This is a genomic window from Chryseobacterium proteolyticum (assembly GCF_046591535.1).
In the GTDB taxonomy this organism is placed as follows: Bacteria; Bacteroidota; Bacteroidia; order Flavobacteriales; family Weeksellaceae; genus Chryseobacterium; species Chryseobacterium proteolyticum.
Genome location: NZ_JBJLWK010000002.1, coordinates 228,722 through 253,717, shown reverse-complemented (window position 1 = coordinate 253,717; position 24,996 = coordinate 228,722). Strand labels below are relative to the sequence as shown.

The following is a 24,996-nucleotide window of genomic DNA, read 5'->3' as shown; positions in this document are numbered from 1 at the left end:
GGGGTACGGTTGCTAATGTGAGGATTTTGGGATGATTAATATTTTGGAAAATATTGGGCGTCGTATGTTGTAAAAATAAAAATTCCTTACCATATTTCTTCGTTTGAGGAGCTCGGAATATTATCTTTGCCGAACTAAACCAATAACAGAGAAAATTCCTAATGGCATTTAACGAAAATTCAAGAGTTAAAATACCAGCCCTTCTTCATCTTATGAAATTGGGCTATAAGTATATTCCATTTTCAGAACAGAATCGCAGAGATGAGACTAACATTTTTGAAAACATTTTTGTTGAAAGTCTTTTGCGTATTAATCCGGATGTATCCAAAGAAGATATCTTACGCGTATTAGATGAAATTACTTTAGAATTGGACTATGAGGATTTAGGAAGAAAATTTTTTCAAAGACTTACTGCTAACTCTGGCATTAAACTGATAGACTTTAAGAACTTCAGCAACAATAGTTTTCATGTAACGGCTGAACTAACAGCTAAAAATGGAGACGAAGAATTCCGACCGGATATTACCATTTTGATAAATGGTATACCACTAGCTTTTGTAGAAGTAAAAAAACCACATAATAAACAAGGTGTACTTGATGAAAGAACCCGCATAAATACCCGCTTCAAAAACAAGCACTTCAGACGTTTTGCAAATATTACTCAATTAATGGTCTTTTCCAACAATATGGAATATGAAGATGGAATTGTAGAACCTGTTTTTGGAGCTTTTTATGCTACATCTGCTTATTCTGATTTGCATTTCAACTATTTCCGTGAAGATGAAGAATTTCCGGTTAAACAAAAATTTGGAATAATTTCAGATTCCGAAGAAAATGCAATTCTAAAAGACAATAATTTATTAGTCATAAAACATAGCCCTGAATTTAAAGTTAATAAGGAGCTTTATACACCAACACATCGGATCCTAACCTCTTTATTCAGTAGAGAGCGTTTGGCTTTTATATTACGTTATGCCATTGCTTATGTAGAAGAAGAAAGTGGCTTGCAAAAACATATTATGCGTTATCCACAGATTTTTGCAACCATGGCTATTACTCAAAAATTAAGTGAAGGAAAAAACAAAGGAATTATCTGGCATACACAAGGTTCAGGAAAAACAGCTTTGGCATTTTTTAATGTTAAACATCTGACCGATTATTACCAGAAACAAAATACGATTCCAAAGTTCTATTTTATTGTAGATAGAATTGATCTATTGATTCAGGCTTCTACAGAATTTTCTAATCGTGGATTAAAAGTTAATCAAGTTAATTCCCGACAGGAATTTATCAAAGATTTGCAAGTTGTAGGAGCCATTCATAATGATAGCGGACAAGCTGAAATTACAGTAGTCAATATTCAGAAGTTTAGTGAAGATTCAACCATTGTTAAGCTGCCGGATTATGATATCAATACGCAACGTGTCTATTTCTTGGATGAGGCTCACAGAAGTTACAATCCAAAAGGCAACTACCTTGCTAACCTTATCAATTCAGATAGGAATGCTGTAATTATAGCATTAACCGGTACTCCATTGCTAAGAGAAGTTACTAAGGAATATGATTCTAAACTACTCTTTGGAAACTATATTCACAAATATTATTACAACCGCTCCATTGCAGATGGCTATACCTTACGTTTGATTCGTGAAGAAATCGAAGGAAGCTTTAAAATGGAAATGAAGGAAGTAATGGAGCAGATCAAATTGTTGAAGGGTGATATCAAAATATCGGACGTGTATGCCGAAAGACCATTCGTACAAGGGTTACTCAATTATATAACCAAAGATCTTATAGAATTCAGAGATCGCTGGAAAGACGAATCTTTGGGGGGGGATGGTTGTATGTGATTCTTCTAAACAAGCTAAAATGCTGTTCCAATTATTTGAAGAACAATACGGCAAACAGGAAACAGATGCAGATAAACTACCATTAGTTGCAGAAGCATCCGCTCCTTATGGTAAACGTAAAAAAGATAAACTAACCGCTGCATTAATTCTACATGATGAAAATGATAAATCTACTCGTAAAGAATTGATTAAAGCATATAAAGGAGGAAAGGTAGATGTCCTTTTTGTGTATAATATGCTCTTGACAGGTTTTGATGCCAAACGATTAAAAAAACTTTATTTGGCACGTGTTATTCAAGATCACAATTTATTGCAGACATTAACCCGAGTAAACCGTCCTTACAAAAACTATCAATATGGGTATGTAGTTGATTTTGCTGATATATCCAAAGCTTTTGACCGTACCAATCAACTATATTTTAAAGAATTACAGGACGAGCTTGGTGATGAGATGGAAATGTATTCTAACCTGTTCAAATCAGAAGAAGAAATCAGAGAGGAGATTGACAATATCAAAGAAACGCTTTTCCATTATGATACTGAAAACAGGGAAATATTCTCACAGCAAATAGCTCAGCTGACGGATAAAAAGGAATTGTTACAGCTGGTAAAAGCCTTACGCACTGCAAAAGAATTAAAAAATCTCATAGCATTACAGGACCTGCAAGGATTGGGAGAACTCATAGACTTTGAAATTCTGAACCGCTTATTAATTGAAGCACAAAACCGTTTAGATAATCTCAATCTTCTTGAGAACCTTGCTAATGCTGAAGAAACCCAAAATCTTCTAAGCATTGCATTGGAGGATATTGTTTTCCAATTTATTAAAGTAGGGGAAGAAGAACTAAAACTGGCTGATGAACTGAAAGATCAGCTTCGCAAAACACGTGAAGCTTTGCAAAACAATTTTGACCAGAACGATCCAGTTTTTGTAAGTTTAAGAGAAGAACTTGAACGTATTTTCAAGAAAAAAAAATCTCACCGAAACAACGCAAGCCGAAATGATAGAAAACTTACCTTTGCTGCGTAAAATATATGATGAAGCTAAAGAACTAAATCGTAAAAATACATTGCTGAAAGCCAAGTACAACAACGATGAAAAATATGTCCGCATTCACAAACGCCTGACCGAAAAAGGCAAGCTTAATGCTAAAGAAATGCAACTTCACAGGGCACTAATGCAGGTAAAAAATGAAGTAAATACCAGACTTGAAGGACAGGAAGATTATTTAAATAATGAAGCACTATTCGAACGTTATTTGGTTCGATTGGTTGCTCAAAAATTCGTAATAGAAGAAAAATTAGATTTAGACACTGAGACCAGGCAAAATATCAGTAACCTTATTGGAAAAGAATATTTTCAGCTGTATAACAACAGAATATAAAAATGACGCAGGATATAACATACAAAGCTAAAACCGAACAACTAATTGACAATCTAAAAAGTGTCTGTGCTAACTTTGGTCTTGGAAATGACGGTAACGAGTTCAAGATCATATCACAGATGTTTTTGTATAAATTTATAAATGATAAGTTCCATTACGAACTAAAAAAAAAAGCAACAAGAACTAGGTAAAGATATTGATTCTGAACTATTAGTTGATTTATTAGATGAAAATGTTGCTAGATTAAAACCCCATCAGTTAATTGCACATTTGCATAATAATCAAAATAGTGATGATTTTGCTAAAACATTTGATGAAACATTAAGAGGTATTAGTATCGAGAATGCAGATATATATTCCATAAAATCATATTCTGGAGCTAAGGATTTACTTTTTAATGATTTAAGCGAGTTTATCACTGATCGTTCAGAGCGTGATAATTTTTGTAGAGCCCTAATTAACAAATTATTTGAATTTAATTTTGAAGAAAGCTTTGAAGACTATTTTAGTGAAAAATATGATTTTTTTAAAGATATATTTGAATACCTAATCAAAGATTATAACTCTGATTCAGGAGGTAAATATGCTGAATACTATACGCCAAATGCCGTTTCCCGTATTATTGCTAATATTTTGGTTTCAGAACCTGTTAAGCAAGCAAAATGCTATGATCCAAGTGTAGGCTCAGGTTCTCTATTAATGTCCTTAGCTCATAAAATTGGGGAGAATAGATGTACTATTTATTCGGAAGATATTTCTCAGAAATCCAGTACTATGTTACGATTGAATCTAATTCTTAATGATCTTATACATAGTATACCTAATGTAATTAAAACCAATACTATATCTCAACCATTCTATCTGAATAAACTAAAGTTTGATTATATTGTATCTAACCCTCCTTTTAAACTCGATTTTTCAGATTTCAGAGATGATTTAGAAAAGGATATTTTTAAAGAACGCTTTTTTGCAGGAATTCCAAAGGAACCAAAAACAAAAAAGGAATCTATGGCTATCTATCTGTTGTTTATCCAACACATTATGTACAGCTTAAACAATAATGGAAAGGCAGCCATTGTAGTTCCTACCGGATTTATTACAGCACAAAGTGTTATAGAAAAGAAAATACGTGAACGTTTAATAGATAAAGGTTGGTTACGAGGTGTAATAAGTATGCCGAGCAATATTTTTGCAAGCACAGGTACTAACGTATCTGTATTGTTTATCGATAAAAAAGCTGATAGCAAACATATTATATTAATGGATGCTAGCAAGTTGGGCGAAACCGTGAAAGAAGGTAAAAACCAGCGTACAGTGTTAACCCGTGAAGAAGAAGCCCATATTGTAGAGACTTTTAACAATAAGGAAGTGGTAGAAGACCTTTCTGTCATTATAACTAAAGAACAGATAAAGGAAAAGAATTATTCTTTTTCTGCCGGACAATATTTTGAAGTAAAAATAGAATATAATGATATTACGGCTGATGAATTTAGACAGAACATGCAAAATTTTGAAAATAAATTGACTTCACTTTTTCAACAAGGAAATGCACTAGATATCAAAATTCAAAAACAATTAAAGGAATTGAAGTATGAATAAAATATTTAGTATATCAGAAATAGCTGATTTAAATAAGAATAACATTACTTCTAAAGATAATTTTGAATACATTAATTATTTAGATACAAGTAATCTTACAAGAAATAAAATTGACAATATACAATACATGGAAAGTAACTTTCCAAGCAGAGCCAAAAGAAAAGTTTCGAAAAACACAATATTATATTCTACAGTTAGGCCTAACCAAGAACATTTTGGAATAATTGAAAGCAATTTAATTGAAAATTTAATTGTTTCAACTGGATTTACTACAATTGATTTATTTTCCCCTGAAATTGACGTAAAATACCTTTATTATAAAATTACTCAACCTTCAATTACAAAATATTTACAAAACATTGCTGAAAATTCAGTTTCTGCTTATCCTTCAATAAAACCTGAGGAAATTGGAAAGTTGAATTTTAGATTTCCAAATCTTCCTAATCAAAAAAAAAATAGCTTCCTTTTTATCAGCATTAGATGATAAAATAGAGCTCAACAACAGGATCAATATTGAACTAGAACAAATGGCAAAAACTCTATATGATTATTGGTTTGTACAATTTGATTTTCCTAATGAAAACAAGAAACCGTACAAATCTTCAGGGGGAAAAATGGTTTATAATGATATATTAAAAAAAAGAAATTCCTGACGAATGGAAATTAAAGACCATCGGAGATTATTGTAAATCAACTGGAGGTTTTGCATTCAAATCAAGTTGGTGGGTAGATCAAGGAACACCAATAATAAAAATTAAGAATATTCAAGAAAATTATACAATAAATTTATCTGATTTAGATTTTATTAATATGTCAGACAAAAATATAGATGATAAATTTAGAGCAAATCCTGGTAGTATTTTAATAGCAATGACGGGGGCAACAATTGGAAAATATGGGATTGTACCTTACACTGAAAAACCACTCTATATAAATCAACGTGTTGGCTATTTTAATTTAGGTTTAAACCCTTTAAAAAAATTGCCCTTTTTAATTAACTCTCTAAATCAAAAATATTTCAGAGATAGTATATTTACATTAGCAAGTGGTGCTGCTCAACCGAATATTAGTAATGAACAAATTAATAATATTCATTTATTATTACCAACAGATACAATTATAGAAAAATATAACCATATTTTAGAATCCTCTTATTCTAAAATATTAAACAACCAAAAGCAAAATCAAGAGCTTTCAGCTCTCAGAGACTGGTTATTACCAATGCTAATGAACGGACAAGTAAAAGTAGCCGATTAACAATACAAAAAAGCTCAACAAGAATGTTGAGCTTTTTATTTATAATATTATAAGCTTATTGATAAGAAATAAGCTTCTCCAGCCTCACCATCATTTCATCCTTCTCCTTCAGCATCCTTTCATAAAGAGAAATCATTTCATTATTTAATTTTTTGATTTCTTCTAATGCTTCAAGCCATTTTCCAGAAGTATTAATTGTAGGATTTATCTGAAATACTTGACCTGTGGCGTTATCATTAACAGTATTTACTATAATATTCACCGCCTGCTCCTCATCAAATTCTGAAACGCTTCCACCAGAATTTTCAATACTTCAGAAATTCTTTTCAGTAAAGGGTCTTCAATAATTTCTTTCTGTTCCAGCATAGAAATTTTCTTCTGGTTCCAGTCGTCTCCAAGGTCAAAAGCCAGTGCTTCCTGCTTGATGCCCAACATTTCCCTGAAGTCTCATACACTATAGCTTTGATATCATAACAAATCTTTACTGTTTACCAGATTGATTAAAGGGACTAATTTACTTATACTATATAAACTTCAAACAACAATTTTCTCTATATTTGTACAAAGCACAACACAGCCACTATGGAAAAGTTAAGAAGTCTAAGAAAGAAAAGAGGATATACACAGGAATATATGTCTAACATCCTATCAACGGATGTTTCTAATTATTGTAGAAAGGAGAGTGGAGATGTAAGAATATTTGATGATGAGTGGGAAAAGCTGGCCAAAGCTTTAGATGTTCCAGTGGAAGATATTAAAGAAGAGCGAAAGTCTGGTGGAGTTCATAATGAAAATTTTACTCTTAGTGATAGTGCTACTGCTGGGAACTATTATGAACAATATTATAACATTCCAAATCAAGTAATGGACAACCTACAGGATTACATTAAACTCTTGAAAGAACAAGTTGAAGCTTTGAAACAGGAGATTGAGAAATTAAAGTCAGAAAAGTAATCTTCCTTATGTAAGGATAATAGATCATAAAAAATAAATACTACTTCAATGAAGTGGTATTTTTTATGATAAGAAGAATGAATTAAAGAAACCACATGAATCTACAAGAATTAATCAACTACTTCCGCAAGGGAGGATCCTATAAAGACTTTTGTCAGGAACAATCATTGGATCAGACTTCTGAAGCGATCGAAGTTTATATGGAGCAGCCTTTAGAGCTGAACAATAATCTGGCATTTTTCGAGATTGAGACGACAGAAGGAAGTCTGGAGTTTGTGAAAGATGGGATAAGATATTACAGCTTATTTGGGTTTCCTTATTTTTTGAATGTGCTTAAGGAAATCAGGGATCATCAGGAGCTGAGTGATAAAGATGTGGCTGAGCTTTTGTTTGATCATGTGATCAGCAAAGAATGATCTGTTGTATTTTCCATTCATAAAAAACCGGACCTATTCGAATAATTACTATCTTTAGTTTCACAACCTGGTCCCTTGGAAAAGTACTCCAACATATCGCTTCATCACCGTCAGCTGCAGGATTTTGGAATAAAGCTGATGCCTTTATCGGTTTTATCTGAAAAGGAAACCGGAATTCACCGGGACGATCATTATATGTTTATACTTCAGCAAAAAGGGGATTTTACCCTTGAAGTAGATTTCAACACTTTGGATTTGAAGGGAGCTTTCCTGTGTTTTGTTGCTCCGGGACAGATTCACCGGTATGTGCATCAGCAGGATACGGAAGGTTGGTTTTTGTTTGTAGACACAGGAGCCATTCCTCAGCATTACCGGGAAGTTCTGGAAACCTACCAATGGATCCGCCAATCGGTGGAGGTTAATGAAAGGGATGTCGTCTTTGATATTCCGGGAATACTCGAAAAGATTGATGAAACAGATAGCTTGCATACGGTTTCCGTGAAACAGTCTTTGGTAGAATCGGTTATTGGAATGATGGTTTCCCAGATCATGAAATTTCAGGTTTCCGAGCAGACCAGTACCGGCCAGAAGTATACCATTACCCGGCAGTTCAAAAAACTGGTGAAAGAAAATTTTAAAAAGATCAAGCAGGTACAGCAATATGCACAATCCCTTGTCATTACGCCTCTGTATCTGAACGAAGCGATCAAAGAAGTAACGGGCTATCCTGCCAGCTACTGGATCCAGCAGGAGGTGTTGCTGGAAGCCCGCCGGCTTTTGTTTTATACCAAAATGAGCGTTAAGCAGATCGCGGTTGAATTAGGCTATGATGATCCTGTTTATTTTTCGAGGTTTTTCAAAAAAGGAACAGGGATGACTGCCCTTCAGTTCAGGTCCCATCACAAAGATTTGTCTCATAAAGACCATTAATCCGCTATAGGAATCCCCTGTATTACCCGATAATTTTGTATCCATTAATCATCAAAAAACGAGAACGATGAATCATGGATATACAATGAATACAATACCGGCACAGAAGCAAATACGAATTGCTATTGCAGGTGCCGGATTGGGAGGTTTATGCCTAGCCCAGGGACTGAAAAAGAAAGGAATCCAATGTGTCCTTTTTGAAAAGGACGAAGCGATGAACACACGAACCCAGGGATACCGGATCAGGATCAATGAGCAGGGCAGGCAGGCATTGGAGGATTGTCTTCCGGAACCGCTGTACCAGCTATTTATGGAAACTTGTGCCACCCGTACCAAAGGACTGAAAGTTTTTACTCCCCATCTTGAAAAAACAGGAAAAGACCTGGTAGACTCCTGGAGTGACGGCATCCGGGAAGTTCCCGATCTGAAACCCAACCGGCTGACTTTACGGGAAATATTGATACAGGGCCTGGAAGAGCAGATCCATTTTGGAAACGCGGTAACAGATTATCGCAGGCTGGAAAGCGGGGAAGTATTGCTTTCTTTTGCTGACGGAAGCACGTATACTGCTGATCTCGTTATAGCCGCAGATGGTGTGAATTCCCGGATCGGCGCTGAATGTTGTGGAGACCAAAAAGTAAATACCGGAAATATAACCATCTACGGAAGGACGTTCCTAACGGATGAAAACCGCGAAGCAATTGCTGCTGAATTGCGGACCGGGACTTCTGTGATTCTTGGAGATCAGTTTTCATTAATTGCCGATGCGATGCAGTTTGATTTTTCGAAACACAATAGTTCATGGGATGTATTAAGTCCGTTGCAGGATTATTTCTATTGGGCTTTTATCGGAAAACCGGCTGCCTTTGGATGGCCTTTGCAGGATTTTTATATGCTTTCTTCACAGGAAATTTTTAATCATGTTCGGGAGGTGACCCATGATTGGCATCCCCAATTAAAAGCCCTCCTGGACTTTGGAGACCCGCAGTCTTTAGTCAAGGGTCCGATCAGATCTTCATTGCCTAAAGAAAAATGGGTGTCCGGGAATATCACAGCATTAGGGGATGCCGTGCATACCATGAGCCCCGCCGGCGGAGTAGGAGCCAATACAGCATTCAGAGATGCTGCATTATTGACAGCGAATATCAGTGAAGCCGTTTTCGGCAATACAGAGCTTGCCTTAGCGGTTGAAAACTATGAAGATGCAATGAGAATATACAGCAACGAAGCCATTATCATGTCTCTTGAGGGTGGAGAAGTATTGTATGGAAACCCGGTGAATGGAGAATAGCTCCGAAAAGGATAATAATAAGCCCGGTGTAAAGCCTGCTGCTGCAGGCTTTTGAATTTTTATATATTTTTTTACCTGGTATTCATTTTATTTATATATTTGATATGTCAATTATATTTATATCAATTAAATAATTTATGATGGCTCAATCGGAACATACTATTTTTTACAGCATAGAGGAATCGATCAAATCTTATCGTCAGTTTGCCCAGAAGCAGATCAATGACAGGGGATTTGACATTACGATCGATCAGGGACTGGTCCTGAGTATAATTAATGAAAATCCGGGAATTGCCCAGAAAGATATTGCGAGGCGGGCTTTTAAGGATCATGCTTCGGTAACCCGCATTATCGAGTTATTAGTGAAAAGGAATTTTTTGAAAAGAGATTCTTTTGAAGAAGACAGACGACGGTTTAACCTCATCCTTACCGGGGAGGGAAAAGATATTTTAAACGATATTCAGCCCATTGTGAATGCAAACAGGAAAAAAGCAGTTGAAGGCATTTCTCCGGAGGAGATTGAACTGCTGAGAAAGCTTGTTAATAAGATTACAGCTAATTGCAGAAGCTGAAACAGTACAGATGAGTTGTAAGGTTCCACATAAAAATCCATTCCATGAAAATTTCGTGTAAATATGCTATCCTGAAGGTGGTTCTTATGATCGTTTTTCTGGTTTCCTTTGCTCATGCACAGGTGAGTGATACCATAACGAGCAAGGGCCGGTACAGGAATTATCTGAAGTTCCATTCCCTGATCCGGGATACCTACATTATTCCGCATTGGTACAAGGATGGAAGCCGCTTCTGGTTTGCGGTGGGAACTCCTGAAAATACAGTGGTCTATGAAGTGGATCCGGAACACAATACAAAGCGTCCTTTTTTTGATCAGGACCGTTTAAGGAAATCACTCACTCCATGGTTAGATAAGGAACCGGAAAATAAGGGGTTACCGTTCAGTGATTTTGTTTTTGTAGAGGATGATAATGCTGCGGAATTTTTTGTTGAACATAAAAAGTTTAGGCTGTACCTGAGAGATTACAAGATCTTAAAAATTGACGGAAAGGAAGAAGTAAGGCAGCCGTTGGCAGGCATTATGTCGCCTGACGGAAAACAATCTGTTATTATGAAAGATCACAATATCTGGCTGATTAGCCATTCAGGCCAAAAAGAACAACAGCTTACTACCGGCGGAACGGATGATTATCCCTGGACCGTCGAGAATGGGTGCTGGTCAAAAGACGGTAATAGGCTGCTGTTGAAGAGGTCTGATGGCAGGAAGGTTCATCACTTGCCTGTCATAGATTATTCGGAACCTGAGGAATCTGTGACATACACTGTCTATGCAAAGACAGGCGGGGCTATTGAAATTCCAGAACTGTATGTACTGAACATTAATTCCGGAAACAGCATTACCATAAAAGGAGGTTCCGGCATTCCCCAATATGTATTTCCGGTAGGATGGACACAGGAGGGTTCAGAAATTCTTTTTATGCGCCTGGACCGTCTTGGGAAAAAACTGGAGTTTCTGGCCACGAATCCTGACACCGGAGCAGGCAGGACAATTCTGAGCGAAGAGGCTAAAACCTTTGTAGCCGGGCTGGATTTCCTGACTGGCAACTGGAAACGTCAGGTCACCCTTTTGAAGGAGCACCCTTCTTTTATATGGATGTCGGAACGTGACGGATGGAGACATCTTTACCTGTATAGTATGGATGGAAAACTGGTCCGCCAGCTGACATCAGGAAATTTTCCGGTCACCGGTGTGATCAGAACGAATGAAAAATCAGGACTGATCTACTTCACGGCGAATGCCGAAAAAGAAGTGTATTCTACCAATGTATATCGCGTCGGTCTTAACGGAAAAAATGGTAAAAGATTAACGCCCGCTTCCGGAATCCATACCTATTCCCAGTTTTCACCTTCCGGGAAATATTTTCTGGATACCCATTCCTCTCCGGATACAGCTCCCGCCGTTGAGCTCAGGACAACGGATGGAATGTGGTTGCAACAGGTTCATCAGGCTGATATCACCAAGCTGCAGAAAATAGGATTCAGGGCTCCTGAAATTTTTAAAGCTAAGGCAGCTGACGGAATTACGGATCTTTATGGAATCATGTACAAGCCTTATGATTTCGATCCATCTAAAAAATATCCTGTCGTAGAAATGGTGTATGCCGGCCCTTTTATCAATATTGTACCGCATCGGTTCGGGCCTACAACATCACTTTCGGTTCAGGCACAGGCATTGGCTCAGCTGGGATATATCACAGTAATGATGGATACAAGAGGAACGGTTGAAAGAAGCAAAGCTTTCCAGGATGCTGTTTACAGGAATATCGGAAGATATGAAATTGCAGATCGTGTGGCTGTTTTCAGGCAGCTTGGGGAAAAATATTCCTATATGGACATGAAGCGTGTTGGTATTTGCGGCCATTCATGGGGTGGCTATTTTGCCATCCGGGCTATGCTGATGGCGCCTGACCTGTACAAGGTCGGCATTGCTTCGGCACCGGGTGAACTGACAGAAGGCGCAGAAATTAATGAACCTTATATGGGACTGCCGGAAGATAATAAAGAAGGATACGAATGGGGAACGAATACCCATCATGCCGCAAACCTTAAAGGTAAATTGCTTCTTATACATGGAACAAGCGATATAAATGCCCCGCTTTCAACAACCATCCGGATGATTGATGCGCTAACGAAAGCCGGAAAAAGGTATGACCTCATCCTGGTTCCCGGAAAAGGACATGATATAGAAAATGAAGACTACGTAAATGATGCGATACGACGGTATTTCGAAGAAAATCTGAAAAATACAGAAAAATAAGAAAACGGTCGTTGAAGGCATAACCTCAGCGACCGCTTTTTTGAAAAAAATATATCAAGAATTTAATCCTGTATGATAAGCTTTTTGGCATCAGTTACTTTGCCGTCTGCTGTCATTTTATACACATAAGTGCCGGACTGAAGTTCTGACCCGGAAAGTCGTATCGTTCCGTTTCCTTTCTCACGAAGAGGAACAGATTTAATGAGCTGTCCGGAAATATTGTAGATGTCCAGTGAAGCGGTTTTTATATGGTGAGGCAAAAAATACCGGATACTTGTTTCATTCTTTACCGGGTTAGGGGCATTTTGCCCCAGGAAAGGGGTATCCGAAAGGGAAATATCAGTGATGGCATTTTTGCTTACAAGAAGTTGCTTGAGTTCTTCAACAGTATTTTCAAGGGTTTTGATACGGTCTTCAAGCTTTTGAACAGTTTCATCAGAAGGGGCCGTTCTGGAGAGAATTGAGTTGGATACCATGACGTTACCGTTAGAATCCACAACCAATGCGCGTCCGCTTCCTACGGGCAGATCCTGAAGCCTTACGGTTCCTACGGTATGGAAATTAGCTGTAGGGGCGTTGGTCCGTATTCCTACACTCTGATCTTTGATCAGCATTGTTGAATTACCGGACATTCCCAGCATAATAGAATAGGGGATGGTATTGGTAAGCTTGGCTCCGCCGGTTCCTGCTCCGATAACGAATGAACGGTTACCTGCAGCTGCAAGATCGATTCCAAATCCTCCGGAATACTCTTCGGTAAGATCAATTCCCACTCCTAGTGCAAATTCATTATGGTTCCTGATGATGTTCTTCCAACCCAGTGCAACCGATTTGCTGGCATTGTTTAAAACAGCATTATCCTGTCCGCCTACGATATTAGCTCCTCCCGCATTACTGAGGTTATTGGTCCATCCACCAACAATGCTGCTGCCGGCCTGGCCTCCCAAAGTATTGGATATTCCCGCAATAATGCTTCCTTTGGCTTTTGAGGCATTGGTATTATTCGTTGTTTCTACGATAAACGAACCGAATTCATTCAGAAGTGCCTGATTGGGATTTGAAGTGGCGCCGTTTGTTCTCAGATACAGAATTCTGCTGTCTACGGTGCCTACGTAATTGTTGGGTACAATTCCGCTGTTTCCATTGACCAGCCATTGTTGGGCGCCAGCCATACCCGTTAAAAATACCATAGCCGCTGCTATGCTATTTTTCACGCATAATAGTGATGTTCTCATAAATTTGAGTTTTGATGGTTATTAGTTGTCACTAATTTAGGAAATATTATGGTGTAAATAATATTTTAGTCACTTTTGTGGGATGTATTTTAGAGCTGTAAGTGTTTGGAATATAGTACTGAAAGGGTTGTGTTGGATTATGGTTAATATCTATTCTATTTATTTATGTCATCTAATTATCTGTATATTTACGATGCAGAGCGTATTGGCCTGGATCTGATCATCAAAAAATATCCTTCAAATTTTTTTTGAAGGATATCATGATAGAGAATTATTAAAAAAATGGTTGTTTTATTGTTTAAGCTGTTCAGCCTTGATATATACTTTGCCCTGATCATCTTTCCAGGAAGGGCCTTTTACATAGATCGAATCACCTACTTCATAACGTTTGTAGGTACTGCCGCTTTTCTGAAGGTTCACAATACTGATCGTTGCCACGTATTCTTTCCCGTCAGCATCCTGAATGGTGGCCATATAGCCGTCTTTTCCATTTTCAATTTTCGTGATCTTTCCTTTTGCTTCGATCGTCATATCTTTTTCCTGATCTCCTGACTGTGCGGATGGCTTTGCCGTACAACTGGTCATGTTGAATATTCCTAATGTTAAAATCGCTAATGCTAGTATTTTTTTTCATTGTATGATAGCTTTTTGTTATTATTTTAAGTTTTTTACCTTGTTTTTATTATATTGTTTTCTTGTTCAAAGCCCATACCAAAGCAGGTTTCGAAGTAACATTAGTTGGTTTATATCTTAAATCCGGTAATCCGAAAATCTTGCATCTGTTTTAAAATATTTTTGTCTTTTGATTTAATTTATTTTTTAATACGGTGTCCCATAAGCATATACGATAATTATAAAGTTTCGGATTTATTTTAAATTTTCATTTTAAAGCCTTCATGGGAAGCGGTGAACCCAAGCTTTTTATAAAACCTGAGTGCCTCAGTTCTTGTTTTATCCGACATCAGCTGTACGACATCAGCTCCGTTTTCTTTAGCCCGTTGAATCACCAGGTGAAACATTTTTTCACCCAAACCCTTCCCCCGCATCGACGAATGGATACGGACAGATTCGATTAATGCGCGTTTACTTCCTTTGTGGTTGAGGTATTGAAGGTACGTGACCTGCAGGGTTCCCAGGATCTCATCATCCCGATTCACCAGAACCAGTAAATCCTGATTAGGGTTTTGTTCGATGCTTCTGAAGGCTGAGATATATTGTTCGTTCAGGGGATCCGAAACTTCTTCTCTGTTTTTTCCCAGTACATCATCAGCCAGCATTTCTATAACCGTCTTTAAATCGCCGAAGGTTACTTTGCGCAGATGAAACTCTTTATTTTTTTCTTCCATAGAGTAAGATTCTTTTAAATGCATAAATGGCAGGAAGCTTGGGGAAACTTGTAGCAATGCGGGCTTTAAACTCGTGGGTAAATTCTTTTTGTTGTTCTTCATCCAGCCTTTCCAGATAGGGTATTAAAGCTGAACCGGAAATAAAATTGAACAAAGTATCATGATCTTCAGCAATGATAGGATACACTTTTTGAAAAAGATTTAATTCTTCAATTCCGTTCTCGAATAAGATCTGAGCATATTCATCTATCGTGAGTACTGCAGAAGGCCGGTTCCATCCCTGTAAATAGCTTTTAAAAGGTTCTTCCCCGGCAAGAGCAGTTAAGATCTTATTCAGGGTGTTTCCCGGTTGGTAAGGCATCTGGATGGCGATCTGTCCGTTTGTTTTAAGTTTTGAGATCAGCTTGGGGAATAACTGAGGGTGATCATCAGACCATTGAAGGGCTGCATTGCTGAAAATAAGGTCCCAGGTTTCATCACCCGTGAGCATCTCTTCCGTGGTGGACATTCTGAAATGAAGCCGGTCATTTTCCAGGGTCTTGGATTTTTCAAGCATTTCCGGAGAGGAGTCGATTCCGATAAACTCGGCTTGGGGAAATTTTTCTGTGAGAATAGCCGTTTGTTCCCCCGTTCCGCAACCTAAATCTATGGCCTTCATCGGCGTTTCCCGGGTAATGAGTTCCGCAAGGTCGAAAAAAGGTTTGAAACGGATATTTTTAAATTGATTGTAAACGTCAGGATTCCAAGGCATAACAAATGTTTTTAATTGATCACCTGAATTTAGCTATTCCTGATTAAATGGGAGGATAAATTTGATTAAAACTTTCTTAAATTAAAATGGAAAGCGTTGATTATAGTATTTTTTTAAATAGAATTTTTATGTGTAGATTTTAAAGGTGGTGAAGAATGGCTTTAATTGCGATCTGTATTTTATACAAAAATATTTTTTTCTTTACATGTACCGGTGATTGAAACCTTGTAATTTAAAACCTGACCTTCAAAAAAGGATGTCTTTGTACTTACAAAACTTTAAATGATCTGGGTGCTTTCTTTAATACTGTTCATCACAAAAATACTTTTTGTCTGCCCGATCCCTTCAATCTCCGAAAGTTTATTCACAAAAAACTCATGAAACTCATCCATATTGGGAGCCAGGATCTTTAGCATAAAATCAAAATCACCACTGATGTTATAAAACTCAACAACTTCTTTTAATTTGCAGACTTCTTCGATGAATTTTGTAGCCATCTTTTTATTATGGGCGTTCAAAGCGATCATGCATATAACCATCATCCCTTTGTTGACTTTTTTCCGGTCTAAAACAGTAGTGTATTCCTTAATAATTCCTGATTTTTCCATGCGCTTAATCCGTTCATGGGTGGGTGTAGGACTAAGATTGATGCGTGTGGAAATATCCCTTACACTTAGTTTGGCATCTTTTTGCAGCAAACGCAGGATAGAGAGGTCTTTTTCGTCAAGGGTATATTTTTCGGGTTGCATTTGTTCTGTTTTTTTATGGTAATAGTATCTTAAAAGAACATTTGTCCTTTTATTTGTATTATATAAATATTTTGTTCCAAATTTAAAACTAAATTTTCACATACGTTCTAATAATTTTAATTTTGCAGGAAATTTGAATAGTATGGGAACAAGAAGAAATTTAATATTAATACTCGCATCGATCGGAACGTTCGTGGAGGCTTTGGATATTGCAATCATTAATCTTACCATTCCTGCTATTCAGAAACAGTTCAATATCGGGGCAGAAACTGTTCAGTGGCTTCAGACCTTGTATGTTTTATTTTTCGGAGGCTTTCTGATTATCGGAGGGAAACTGTCTGACCAGATCGGACGTAAAAAAATGTTCTTACTGGGAGCGTTAATTTTTATGCTGACATCATTGGGAGCAGGGCTTTCGACTCATTTCGAAATGCTGGCTATATTCAGGGCTTTACAGGGACTCGGAGCGGCATTTATCATGCCGTCAGCATTATCGATCGTTACTCATACTTTTACGGAAAATCAGGAAAGGAATAAAGCATTGGGTGTTTTCAGCTCTTTTGCTGCGATCGGATCTGGAAGCGGATTGTCAATAGGAGGGATCATCAGTACTTACCTAAGCTGGCATTGGGTATTCCTGATCAATGTACCTATCCTTTTGCTGACGCTTATTTTTGCTTATCAATATCTTCCGGCAGATGAAAAATCGGAAGGTACACAGAAAACAGATGCCGTTTCAGGAATATTGCTGGTTTTAGGCCTTTTAAGCCTTACGTATGGGACACATGAGCTTATTCTGATTATGGAACAGCCTTTTTTAGTCATCGGATCAATTGTGGTTGCGGTTATACTTTTAGGTTCTGTAATCTACCGTCTCAGAACCATCAAACAGCCTTTGATTGATCTTAAATTATTCCAACACAGATCACTCATGGCTTCCAATATTGCCTTTTTTACACTGGGTGCATTTTTCATTGGATTTTTATTCCTGATCTCTTTGATGCTTCAGAAAGATATGGAATACAGTGCCGCCTCCGCAGGATTGATGTTGGTTCCTTTCAGTGTTATGTCTGCCTTAGTGGCTAAATTTGTATTACCTGCGATTTCCAAAAAGCTGAATCCTGCACAAATGGGAATTTTCGGATGGTCTTTTATGCTGGCAGGAGCTTTATCTTTGTTGGGAGCTATTTATTGGGGACATCCATTAACGATTGTATTATTAGGTGCCGCATGCATATCCGGAATAGGAATGACTTTTTGCTTTACAAGTTTATCCATTCTGGGAATCCGGGATGTGGATGCATCGCATTATGGGATTGCTTCAAGCTTAACGAGCACCAACTATTTTCTGGGAGCAGGAATCGGTCTGTCATTTATGACTTTAATGGGGCAGTTGTTCCCGTCAGATCTGGCAGTTGGCAGTTTAAGTATCATTATTTTATCAGCTTATGCAGTATGTGCACTTGGAATTCTGGTATATTTGATCATCAGGGAACATCAAGTGAAAAGAGAGCAGGTTGCCGTTTTATAAGAAGTGTTTGTACAGATAATAATTATTAAAAAAGAGAAATCATGATAAAGAGACTAACCGTATTTTGTGGATCAAGTTTTGGAAACGAATCGGTTTATGAAGAACAAGCTTATGCGCTTGGAAAGAAGCTTGCGGAAGAGCAGATAGGTTTGGTATATGGCGGTGCGATCAGCGGATTGATGGGAACAGTAGCTAACGGGGTTATGGAAAACAAAGGGGAAGCAATAGGGATACTTCCTCATTTTCTGCAGGGGAAAGAAATTGCCCACCTGGGATTAAGTGAACTCATTCTGGTAGAAACAATGCACGAACGTAAAACGAAAATGAACGAATTATCCGATGGGGTTATTGCTCTGCCGGGCGGTTATGGAACACTGGAAGAACTTTTTGAAATGATGACCTGGGCACAGCTTGGGCTGCATCAAAAGCCAATTGCTGTTCTGAATGTCAATGGGTTCTATAATGACCTGTTACAGATGTCTCAGAATATGGTTGATAAAGGTTTTTTAAAAGAAACCAATCAAAAGATGCTTATCGTAGATGACAATATTGATACCCTTTTAATGAAAATGAAGAATTACGAGGCTCCAAATGTTGAAAAATGGATCTCTAAGGATGAGGTCTGATCATAAGTTTTTGATAAAATCACTAGGCCTGTATTGCATGACCGACTGAAAACTGTTGGTGTAGGCTTGCAGGCTTTTATATCCGACCTGAAAAGCGATTTCAGAAATGGTCCATTCATTGGCACTTAGTAATTCCATACTTTTGATGATGCGAAGCATCTGCTGATACTTGATCAGCGTAAGTCCTGTTTCTTTTTTAAAAATTCTTTCCAGGGACCTGAGTGACAATGAAGCAATATCGCTCAGATTTTCCATTTTAAGATCTTCGGTATAATGGGTATTCAGGTAATTGATCGCCTGCGTTAATCTTTTATCCTGAGGAAGGCTGATGTGAAGCTGAATAGAATCGGCCACAAAGTTACGAAGCTCGTTATACAATGCTTTTAGGAAAATATTTTCATCGTTGTTTTCGGTAGTATTCATCGACCATTTTTCAGCGTACCTGATCATTTCTCTCAACACTGCTGGTACTGAAAATACATGAACCTGATGGTAAAAAGGATCTTCTGTATCAACATCAAAAAACATAATCATCAGCCGGATACTTTCAGAATGAGAATTGGTTTTATGCAAAGCCTTCGGTGGAATCCAGGCCGCATGGTTTTGGGGTAAAAGATACATTTTCCCTTCTACTGTAAGATATTGAAATCCGCTTTCCACATACACAAGCTGTCCTTTTTTCTCATGAGTATGAAGAACATCATCATGCCGCCAGTTATCTTCAAACCAAACAAAATACGGGTTGCTGACATCATCGACATTCAATAGAGGTTTGGTAGATATCATGTCGTTTTAGATTAATATTATGGCAAATGTATGCAAAATAACATGATTAATTTTGCTGTAACAATTTTGATCCTCATTATGAAAAACGAAACAAGAAAAGAAGCATCATATTTCCTACTACTGATCAATGTTTTGGTGGTTATTCTGGTATCCAGTAACCTGCGTTCACCTATTACTTCAGTAGGACCGGTACTGAACCAGATCAGCCGGTCTTTACACCTGGATAATTTTCAAAGCAGCCTGCTTACTTCCATACCTTTGCTGATGTTTGCAAGTTGTTCTGTACTCGTAAGCCGGTTTTCGCACCGGTTCAGTATCAACAGGTTTTTATTGTACGCATTGGTTATTCTGAGTTTTGGATTATTCCTAAGGGTTTTCGGATCGGTTTGGACCCTATTTACAGGATCCGTATTTATCGGTTTAGGAATCTGTGTAGGGAATGTAATTACACCCGGTTATATAAAAAATAATTTTCCCAAACAGATCGGGTTAATGACCGGTATTTTTGCAGTGGCAATGAATCTTACTGCGGCTTTGGCTTCAGGATACAGCGTGAGCCTTGGAGAATGGACAGGGTATGGATGGCGTGGCTCCCTTGGAATATGGCTGGTGATCGCCCTTTTGGCTTTATTGGTCGTTATTTTGGAATTATTGTTAAATAAAAACAGCGTACGACAGGCTAACAGCTCAATGGCAAAGTCTGATTTTAATATGTTCAAATCGGCTCAGGCCTGGAATATCAGTATTTTTATGGGATTACAGTCTTTGGTATACTATTCTTTAATTTCCTGGTTGCCTGCTGTTCTTAGTGACTATGGAATGAATGGAAATGCTCCGGGCTGGATATTGTTCGTCATTCAGATTTCTATGATTCCCATTACTTTTGTGGGACCGATCATTGCCAATAAGATGAAAGATCAGCGAATAATGATCCTTTTCCTTTGTATCCTAATGTTTGCGAGTATTGTTATGTTTGCCTTGCTGAAGTCACAATGGATCTATGCGACCGCAATTTTATTGGGGCTATCAAATGGGTTATCATTTAGCTTATCGATCTTATTTTTCTCTTTACGGACAAAATCAAGTGCCAATGCCATTAAAATTTCAGGAATGGCCCAGTCTGTAGGCTATCTGATTGCTGCATTCGGGCCTGCTGTTTTTGGAAAGCTGCACGATTGGGATCCGTCTTGGAAATACTCATTTGCTTTTCTTGGAATTTCAGTCATTCTGATGTTTTTCTTCGGAATGAGGGCGGCACAGCGGAAATTTGTTGAAGGTTGAGAATTGTGAGTTGATGGTTTTGTTGTTACTGGACATACTGCAATCTTGTTATCCGGCAACCCGGATCAAAGATTCTTATAAATCCATTCTTTGGTCGGATCAAGCCAGACATCCAATGCTTTAAACAAAAAGCCATGCTTCATTCCAGTGTTAAGTTCTATTTCTTTAAATGCCGCTAATTTTGAGTTTTGATATCTTTTCTCGGAAGATAAAGGGACGTGGCCCTCATCAGATTTTTCCGTGATGGAAAGTATTTTACCGTATAGTTTGAAACCGGCAATTTTATTTAACGAATCATCCTTGAAGCTCGAGCCGATAATTACAAATTTAAGGTCCGGATTTTTAGCATAATAAGAAACATATTGTGCGATATAGCCGCCTTGCGATGTTCCGACTATGCTGATGTTACGGGAAGAAACTCCTTTTCCATGCAGGCTGTCAATCTGAGCAATGACCTTTCGGGCATAGACTTCAGGATCGGTCTGATCAGCTCTTTTTTCTGAGATCACTACAGTGTTTTTGCTTTTCAGCTTATTCAGGATCGGTGTATATTCAGCAATACCGTATTGCGGATGTTTTTCGGTCAATGAATGCCCCTCAAGAAACTTGTTATGGAGAAAGAAAATATATTGTTTTTGTTGAGCTTTTAAAAAATTTGATGTGAGAAGAAAAGCAAAAAGAATGGCTATGGCTGTTTTCATGGGTACCCTGCATTAAAGGGATAAAGATAAATATAAATATAGTTTTTGATATTGTAGTATTTTTGTTGCTTGCAAACTATGTTATCCTCAATTTAAAAATATGAAAATACAAATCATCATCGATCTGCACCAGGAATTTGGTTCCACTGAATTATGTTTTGACAGAGCAGATATTGTTGTATTGGCTGGTGATATTAATTTAGGGACTAAAGGTATTGAATGGATTAAGGGTAAGATTTCTGATAAACCTGTTATTTATGTGCTTGGGAACCATGAATATTATAAAGGTTCTTATCCAAAAACATTGAATAAGATAAAAGAAGCAGCAGAGGATTCTACAGTTTTTGTGCTTGAAGATTCTTTTGTAGACTTTGAAGGAGTCAGGTTTCATGGATGCACATTGTGGACAGATTTTTCCATCTTTGGAAATCCGGTAAAGTATGGAATGCTTTGTCAGCCAAGAATGAATGATTACCTTAAAATCCGCAGGGATCCTTCTTATTCAAAGTTGAGAACAATTGATACTTTTAAAATTCATCAACTCTCGAAAATAACATTAAAAGAGAATCTGGAAAATTCAAAGGGATTAAAAAATATTATAGTTACTCATCACGCCCCAAGTATTCAATCAGTTCCTGAAGAATATAAGAATGATCCTTTAACCTCAGCGTATGCTTCCGATCTGGAAGATATGATTAAACAATATGAGCCACTTTATTGGATTCATGGCCATATCCATACTCCTTGCAGATATGTGTTTGAAAAAACTGAAATTATTTGTAATCCGCATGGATATATTGACGAGAAATACAACGGGTATGAGAAAGAGCTGATTATTGAGGTGTAATATTGTAAATGTTGATGTAATACTTAAATAATTTGATAATTTATTTGGAGTTGATTTCATGAGTAGATAAATTTCAGGTGGAATTGAACCTTGCTTTCTGGTTGTTTCCATTGCCTCACCCCCGATCATTATATGACGGGTGAATAAAGTAAAATGAAACTTGTTACGTCTTTAGATACAACAGGTTTTTAAACTCAACATCATGGATGCAAATATACAAGAGGGTATTATACTGATTCCGGATTTCAATGGATTTACCGAATTTGTATTGAATACGAAATTATACACGGGAGAGTATATTGTAAGACAATTATTATCAATTCTGATCGATGTTAATAACAGGTATTTTGAAATTTCTGAAATTGAAGGGGATGCCATTTTATTTTTCAGATATGATAAAAACCCATCTTTTAAAAAAATCTCCAATATGCTTCGGAATATGCAGAATGCATTTAGCAGAAAAGTAGCTGAGCTCAATGAAGCATTAAGCATTTCCATCGATCTATCGTTAAAATTTATTGTTCATTACGGAAAGTTTTCCCAATATAAGATTGGAAATTTTAGAAAGCTGTATGGTGCACCTGTGGTGGAAGCTCATAAGCTGTTGAAAAACGATTTTGCAAAGCAACCTTCTTATGCCTTATTCAGCAATTCTTTCCTTGAAAGTACAGAGAGCAGCAGTAATTTTTATACTGACGAGGAACAAAACCTGCCTGATGTTGGAGTGATCCATTATTTTGAAGGAATAGAACAGCATATTTAATTTTTTCCTTGTAAATGCTATAGGTGTGCCCGGAGTAATCCGGGCATTTTTTACGATATGTTCTGGCGCATCGGTATATTAAAATTGTTATGAAATAATAAACTAATTATTAAAAAGTTATATGCGAATTAAATTATTGTCAAATATCTCTAAATTTTATATTATGTGTATTAAAAAATGTTAAATTAGCGCGATTTTTATAATGTGAATTACTAGTAACTTTAAATTAAAAAATAAGTGAAAAAACTCTACTTCAGTGTACTTTCTATGTGCATTATTTCCGGGCTATCGGCCCAGGAAGTGGTTTGGCAAAAAGATATCAAATCTTCTACCCAGGATTTCCTAAGCCAGGTAACCACAACAATTGACCAGCAGTATTTGATAACAGGAAGTGCCATACAGGCTGGAAACCAAAAGAAAGATGCAGGAAGCACCCAGCAAAATAATGGTTACGACTTTCATTTGGTGAAGCTGAACCAGCAAGGAGATCAGGTTTGGGAGAAATATTTCGCAGGAGGCAATCATGATTATTTGTCTTCAACTGTAGCTACCCAGGAGGGAGGCTTTTTAATTTCAGGAACCTCATATTCCGGAAAGGGAATAGATAAAAAAGATGACTCCAAAGGAGGATCAGATATCTGGCTCATTAGAATTAATGAATTTGGAGATGAATTGTGGCAAAAGACCTTGGGAACAAGTGCTGATGAAGAAGCCAGATCGGTTATCCAAACCACAGATTTAGGATTTGTTGTAGCCGGAAATGTGCAGAATGCATCCAAAGGTTATGGTTCAAAAGATATCCTGGTTATCAGACTTGATAAAAACGGAAAAGAACTCTCACAACTTATTTTAGGAGGAAGAGGATTAGACGAAGTGGAAAAGATGATCCCCACAAGAGATGGAGGAGCACTTCTGGGAATCTATTCAAGAAGCTCCGAGTTTCGTGTTTCCGATTCCGGGAATCAAAACTCAGCCACAGGAACCTCAGATTCCGTATCCCGTTACGCAAAAAACACCACCAACGAAGGAGAGGGTGACTACTGGATTGTAAAACTAAACAAAGAAGGAAAGGTAGAATGGGAAAAGAACCTGGGAGGAAAAGGAGATGATCATCTAAGAACACTGGCTTTAACGTCAAACGGTTATATCATCGGAGGAGAATCCAGAAGTGAAAGATCAGGTAATAAAACAGTAGGAATAGAAGAAGGAACAGATTTGTGGTTGGTTTCTTTAAATGAAAGAGGAGATGAGCAGTGGCAGAAATCCTACAACTTCAAAAACAGAGATGTTTTGATGGGTATGACTGCCCTAAATCAGCTATCAACTGACAACTCTCAACCCTCAACTAAAGGAATTTTATTGGGTGGCTATACTCAGGCAGAAGGAAGAATAGAAACAGATGATGAAACATTCTGGATGCTGTATCTGGACCCTAATGGAAATGAACAGTGGAGAAAGCATGTGAAGGGAGAATCCAGAAAGAGAGAGGAGAGATTATCGGATATTAAGCTGAACAGAGATGGTTCCATCATTTTAGCGGGAACCAGTGCAGAGGAATTAGGAAAGGAGAACTGGAAGATCGTGAAGCTGGGAGATAAACAACTGGATCAGTTGATCGAAAAACAGGATATCAAGATCTACCCGAATCCGGTATCAGATTATGCTTATGTGGAAATAGGCTTTGATTTCAGGGCAGCAGATATTACTTTGTATGACATGGGAGGAAGGCAGCTTCAGAATCTAAAAACCAAGAATAAGGTAACAAAGATTAATACACAGCCGTTGATACAAGGTGCTTACCTGGTGGTTATCAAGACGGATACGAATAAAACGGCTAATGCCAAGCTGATTAAAAAAATAAACTGATA

The 24,996-nt window shown here is 37.4% G+C and carries 25 protein-coding genes and 1 pseudogene; 18 read left to right on the top strand and 8 right to left on the bottom strand.

Going from position 1 to position 24,996, the window contains the following annotated elements:
* Positions 1 to 161: 161 nt before the first annotated feature.
* The 6 genes from ACJ5H0_RS06985 to ACJ5H0_RS06960 all read left to right on the top strand — a co-directional run bounded on the left by ACJ5H0_RS06985 (position 162) and on the right by ACJ5H0_RS06960 (position 6,091).
* On the top strand, positions 162 to 1,850 hold the full coding sequence (locus tag ACJ5H0_RS06985) for a type I restriction endonuclease (protein ID WP_411248379.1): 1,689 nt from the start codon (positions 162 to 164) through the stop codon (positions 1,848 to 1,850).
* Positions 1,851 to 1,869: 19 nt separating this feature from the next.
* On the top strand, positions 1,870 to 2,880 hold the full coding sequence (locus ACJ5H0_RS06980; RefSeq protein ID WP_411248378.1) for a type I restriction enzyme subunit R domain-containing protein: 1,011 nt from the start codon (positions 1,870 to 1,872) through the stop codon (positions 2,878 to 2,880).
* On the top strand, positions 2,870 to 3,235 hold the full coding sequence (locus tag ACJ5H0_RS06975; RefSeq protein ID WP_411248376.1) for a hypothetical protein: 366 nt from the start codon (positions 2,870 to 2,872) through the stop codon (positions 3,233 to 3,235). Before ACJ5H0_RS06980 ends, ACJ5H0_RS06975 begins: the two co-directional genes overlap by 11 nt.
* A 270-nt stretch (positions 3,236 to 3,505) precedes the next feature.
* Entirely contained in the window at positions 3,506 to 4,834 is a 1,329-nt protein-coding gene (locus ACJ5H0_RS06970) for an HsdM family class I SAM-dependent methyltransferase (protein WP_411248374.1), read from the top strand.
* Positions 4,827 to 5,318 carry a restriction endonuclease subunit S gene (locus ACJ5H0_RS06965; protein WP_411248372.1) on the top strand — a complete coding sequence of 164 codons (492 nt, stop codon included), beginning with the start codon at positions 4,827 to 4,829 and terminating at the stop codon, positions 5,316 to 5,318. Before ACJ5H0_RS06970 ends, ACJ5H0_RS06965 begins: the two co-directional genes overlap by 8 nt.
* Positions 5,319 to 5,479: 161 nt before the next feature.
* The gene (locus tag ACJ5H0_RS06960; protein WP_411249493.1) at positions 5,480 to 6,091 is read left to right on the top strand and encodes a restriction endonuclease subunit S; all 612 of its coding nucleotides are present in this window, start codon (positions 5,480 to 5,482) and stop codon (positions 6,089 to 6,091) included.
* 55 nt (positions 6,092 to 6,146) lie between these two features.
* On the opposite strand, the pseudogene ACJ5H0_RS06955 reads toward ACJ5H0_RS06960, so the two are convergent.
* Positions 6,147 to 6,526: pseudogene (locus ACJ5H0_RS06955) on the bottom strand (XRE family transcriptional regulator).
* A 147-nt stretch (positions 6,527 to 6,673) separates the two neighbouring features.
* Here ACJ5H0_RS06955 and ACJ5H0_RS06950 point away from each other — a divergent pair.
* From ACJ5H0_RS06950 to ACJ5H0_RS06925, 6 genes are all read left to right on the top strand, one after another.
* Positions 6,674 to 7,045 carry a helix-turn-helix domain-containing protein gene (locus ACJ5H0_RS06950; protein ID WP_172279364.1) on the top strand — a complete coding sequence of 124 codons (372 nt, stop codon included), beginning with the start codon at positions 6,674 to 6,676 and terminating at the stop codon, positions 7,043 to 7,045.
* A 95-nt stretch (positions 7,046 to 7,140) separates the two neighbouring features.
* A complete protein-coding gene (locus tag ACJ5H0_RS06945; protein ID WP_411248371.1) occupies positions 7,141 to 7,461 on the top strand; it encodes a hypothetical protein in 321 nt (106 codons plus the stop codon).
* Between the two features lie 75 nt (positions 7,462 to 7,536).
* Positions 7,537 to 8,391, top strand: coding sequence for a helix-turn-helix domain-containing protein (locus tag ACJ5H0_RS06940; protein WP_172279360.1), 855 nt, complete (start codon positions 7,537 to 7,539; stop codon positions 8,389 to 8,391).
* Positions 8,392 to 8,476: 85 nt separating this feature from the next.
* Complete coding sequence (locus tag ACJ5H0_RS06935; protein WP_411248369.1) at positions 8,477 to 9,682, top strand: FAD-dependent oxidoreductase; 1,206 nt, start codon at positions 8,477 to 8,479, stop codon at positions 9,680 to 9,682.
* Positions 9,683 to 9,819: 137 nt separating this feature from the next.
* Entirely contained in the window at positions 9,820 to 10,254 is a 435-nt protein-coding gene (locus tag ACJ5H0_RS06930) for a MarR family winged helix-turn-helix transcriptional regulator (RefSeq protein ID WP_345987501.1), read from the top strand.
* 44 nt (positions 10,255 to 10,298) lie between these two features.
* Positions 10,299 to 12,512 (top strand): S9 family peptidase, encoded by a 2,214-nt coding sequence (locus ACJ5H0_RS06925; RefSeq protein WP_411248368.1) that lies wholly within the window; start codon positions 10,299 to 10,301, stop codon positions 12,510 to 12,512.
* Positions 12,513 to 12,574: 62 nt separating this feature from the next.
* Here ACJ5H0_RS06925 and ACJ5H0_RS06920 read toward each other — a convergent pair whose 3' ends face one another.
* From ACJ5H0_RS06920 to ACJ5H0_RS06900, 5 genes are all read right to left on the bottom strand, one after another.
* Positions 12,575 to 13,747 carry a T9SS type A sorting domain-containing protein gene (locus ACJ5H0_RS06920; protein WP_411248366.1) on the bottom strand — a complete coding sequence of 391 codons (1,173 nt, stop codon included), beginning with the start codon at positions 13,745 to 13,747 and terminating at the stop codon, positions 12,575 to 12,577.
* 291 nt (positions 13,748 to 14,038) lie between these two features.
* Positions 14,039 to 14,332, bottom strand: coding sequence for a hypothetical protein (locus ACJ5H0_RS06915; RefSeq protein WP_411248364.1), 294 nt, complete (start codon positions 14,330 to 14,332; stop codon positions 14,039 to 14,041).
* Positions 14,333 to 14,619: 287 nt separating this feature from the next.
* Positions 14,620 to 15,093, bottom strand: coding sequence for a GNAT family N-acetyltransferase (locus ACJ5H0_RS06910; RefSeq protein WP_411248363.1), 474 nt, complete (start codon positions 15,091 to 15,093; stop codon positions 14,620 to 14,622).
* Positions 15,077 to 15,844 carry a methyltransferase domain-containing protein gene (locus ACJ5H0_RS06905; RefSeq protein ID WP_411248361.1) on the bottom strand — a complete coding sequence of 256 codons (768 nt, stop codon included), beginning with the start codon at positions 15,842 to 15,844 and terminating at the stop codon, positions 15,077 to 15,079. Before ACJ5H0_RS06905 ends, ACJ5H0_RS06910 begins: the two co-directional genes overlap by 17 nt.
* A 278-nt stretch (positions 15,845 to 16,122) precedes the next feature.
* Complete coding sequence (locus ACJ5H0_RS06900; RefSeq protein WP_172279344.1) at positions 16,123 to 16,593, bottom strand: Lrp/AsnC family transcriptional regulator; 471 nt, start codon at positions 16,591 to 16,593, stop codon at positions 16,123 to 16,125.
* Between the two features lie 142 nt (positions 16,594 to 16,735).
* On the opposite strand from ACJ5H0_RS06900, the gene ACJ5H0_RS06895 reads away from it, so the two are divergent.
* A complete protein-coding gene (locus ACJ5H0_RS06895; RefSeq protein WP_411248359.1) occupies positions 16,736 to 18,124 on the top strand; it encodes an MFS transporter in 1,389 nt (462 codons plus the stop codon).
* 41 nt (positions 18,125 to 18,165) lie between these two features.
* Positions 18,166 to 18,750 carry an LOG family protein gene (locus ACJ5H0_RS06890; RefSeq protein ID WP_273648549.1) on the top strand — a complete coding sequence of 195 codons (585 nt, stop codon included), beginning with the start codon at positions 18,166 to 18,168 and terminating at the stop codon, positions 18,748 to 18,750.
* On the opposite strand, the gene ACJ5H0_RS06885 is transcribed toward ACJ5H0_RS06890, so the two are convergent.
* Positions 18,751 to 19,536, bottom strand: coding sequence for an AraC family transcriptional regulator (locus ACJ5H0_RS06885; RefSeq protein WP_411248356.1), 786 nt, complete (start codon positions 19,534 to 19,536; stop codon positions 18,751 to 18,753). It abuts the gene before it with no gap.
* Positions 19,537 to 19,614: 78 nt separating this feature from the next.
* Between ACJ5H0_RS06885 and ACJ5H0_RS06880 the strand changes: the two genes are divergently transcribed.
* Positions 19,615 to 20,817: a CynX/NimT family MFS transporter gene (locus ACJ5H0_RS06880; RefSeq protein ID WP_411248355.1), complete on the top strand. Its 1,203-nt coding sequence runs from the start codon at positions 19,615 to 19,617 to the stop codon at positions 20,815 to 20,817.
* A gap of 65 nt (positions 20,818 to 20,882) precedes the next feature.
* On the opposite strand, the gene ACJ5H0_RS06875 is transcribed toward ACJ5H0_RS06880, so the two are convergent.
* The gene (locus ACJ5H0_RS06875) at positions 20,883 to 21,518 is read right to left on the bottom strand and encodes an alpha/beta hydrolase (protein WP_411248353.1); all 636 of its coding nucleotides are present in this window, start codon (positions 21,516 to 21,518) and stop codon (positions 20,883 to 20,885) included.
* Positions 21,519 to 21,618: 100 nt separating this feature from the next.
* On the opposite strand from ACJ5H0_RS06875, the gene ACJ5H0_RS06870 reads away from it, so the two are divergent.
* The 3 genes from ACJ5H0_RS06870 (at position 21,619) to ACJ5H0_RS06860 (ending at position 24,994) form a co-directional block, all read left to right on the top strand.
* A complete protein-coding gene (locus ACJ5H0_RS06870) occupies positions 21,619 to 22,365 on the top strand; it encodes a metallophosphoesterase (RefSeq protein WP_411248351.1) in 747 nt (248 codons plus the stop codon).
* A gap of 202 nt (positions 22,366 to 22,567) precedes the next feature.
* Positions 22,568 to 23,128, top strand: coding sequence for a DUF2652 domain-containing protein (locus ACJ5H0_RS06865; protein ID WP_172279333.1), 561 nt, complete (start codon positions 22,568 to 22,570; stop codon positions 23,126 to 23,128).
* A gap of 237 nt (positions 23,129 to 23,365) precedes the next feature.
* Complete coding sequence (locus ACJ5H0_RS06860) at positions 23,366 to 24,994, top strand: T9SS type A sorting domain-containing protein (protein ID WP_411248350.1); 1,629 nt, start codon at positions 23,366 to 23,368, stop codon at positions 24,992 to 24,994.
* The last annotated feature ends 2 nt before the right edge of the window (positions 24,995 to 24,996 follow it).

What these genes read in the sequence shown, in the direction of transcription:
- ACJ5H0_RS06875 (WP_411248353.1), bottom strand. Translation starts at nt 21,518, where the DNA reads ATGAAAACAGCCATAGCCATTCTTTTTGCTTTTCTTCTCACATCAAAT.
- ACJ5H0_RS06980 (WP_411248378.1), top strand. Translation starts at nt 1,870, where the DNA reads ATGCTGTTCCAATTATTTGAAGAACAATACGGCAAACAGGAAACAGAT.
- ACJ5H0_RS06900 (WP_172279344.1), bottom strand. Translation starts at nt 16,593, where the DNA reads ATGCAACCCGAAAAATATACCCTTGACGAAAAAGACCTCTCTATCCTG.
- ACJ5H0_RS06945 (WP_411248371.1), top strand. Translation starts at nt 7,141, where the DNA reads ATGAATCTACAAGAATTAATCAACTACTTCCGCAAGGGAGGATCCTAT.
- ACJ5H0_RS06930 (WP_345987501.1), top strand. Translation starts at nt 9,820, where the DNA reads ATGATGGCTCAATCGGAACATACTATTTTTTACAGCATAGAGGAATCG.
- ACJ5H0_RS06985 (WP_411248379.1), top strand. Translation starts at nt 162, where the DNA reads ATGGCATTTAACGAAAATTCAAGAGTTAAAATACCAGCCCTTCTTCAT.
- ACJ5H0_RS06915 (WP_411248364.1), bottom strand. Translation starts at nt 14,332, where the DNA reads ATGACCAGTTGTACGGCAAAGCCATCCGCACAGTCAGGAGATCAGGAA.
- ACJ5H0_RS06880 (WP_411248355.1), top strand. Translation starts at nt 19,615, where the DNA reads ATGAAAAACGAAACAAGAAAAGAAGCATCATATTTCCTACTACTGATC.
- ACJ5H0_RS06890 (WP_273648549.1), top strand. Translation starts at nt 18,166, where the DNA reads ATGATAAAGAGACTAACCGTATTTTGTGGATCAAGTTTTGGAAACGAA.
- ACJ5H0_RS06895 (WP_411248359.1), top strand. Translation starts at nt 16,736, where the DNA reads ATGGGAACAAGAAGAAATTTAATATTAATACTCGCATCGATCGGAACG.
- ACJ5H0_RS06920 (WP_411248366.1), bottom strand. Translation starts at nt 13,747, where the DNA reads ATGAGAACATCACTATTATGCGTGAAAAATAGCATAGCAGCGGCTATG.
- ACJ5H0_RS06910 (WP_411248363.1), bottom strand. Translation starts at nt 15,093, where the DNA reads ATGGAAGAAAAAAATAAAGAGTTTCATCTGCGCAAAGTAACCTTCGGC.
- ACJ5H0_RS06905 (WP_411248361.1), bottom strand. Translation starts at nt 15,844, where the DNA reads ATGCCTTGGAATCCTGACGTTTACAATCAATTTAAAAATATCCGTTTC.
- ACJ5H0_RS06925 (WP_411248368.1), top strand. Translation starts at nt 10,299, where the DNA reads ATGAAAATTTCGTGTAAATATGCTATCCTGAAGGTGGTTCTTATGATC.
- ACJ5H0_RS06950 (WP_172279364.1), top strand. Translation starts at nt 6,674, where the DNA reads ATGGAAAAGTTAAGAAGTCTAAGAAAGAAAAGAGGATATACACAGGAA.
- ACJ5H0_RS06935 (WP_411248369.1), top strand. Translation starts at nt 8,477, where the DNA reads ATGAATACAATACCGGCACAGAAGCAAATACGAATTGCTATTGCAGGT.
- ACJ5H0_RS06865 (WP_172279333.1), top strand. Translation starts at nt 22,568, where the DNA reads ATGGATGCAAATATACAAGAGGGTATTATACTGATTCCGGATTTCAAT.
- ACJ5H0_RS06965 (WP_411248372.1), top strand. Translation starts at nt 4,827, where the DNA reads ATGAATAAAATATTTAGTATATCAGAAATAGCTGATTTAAATAAGAAT.
- ACJ5H0_RS06870 (WP_411248351.1), top strand. Translation starts at nt 21,619, where the DNA reads ATGAAAATACAAATCATCATCGATCTGCACCAGGAATTTGGTTCCACT.
- ACJ5H0_RS06885 (WP_411248356.1), bottom strand. Translation starts at nt 19,536, where the DNA reads ATGATATCTACCAAACCTCTATTGAATGTCGATGATGTCAGCAACCCG.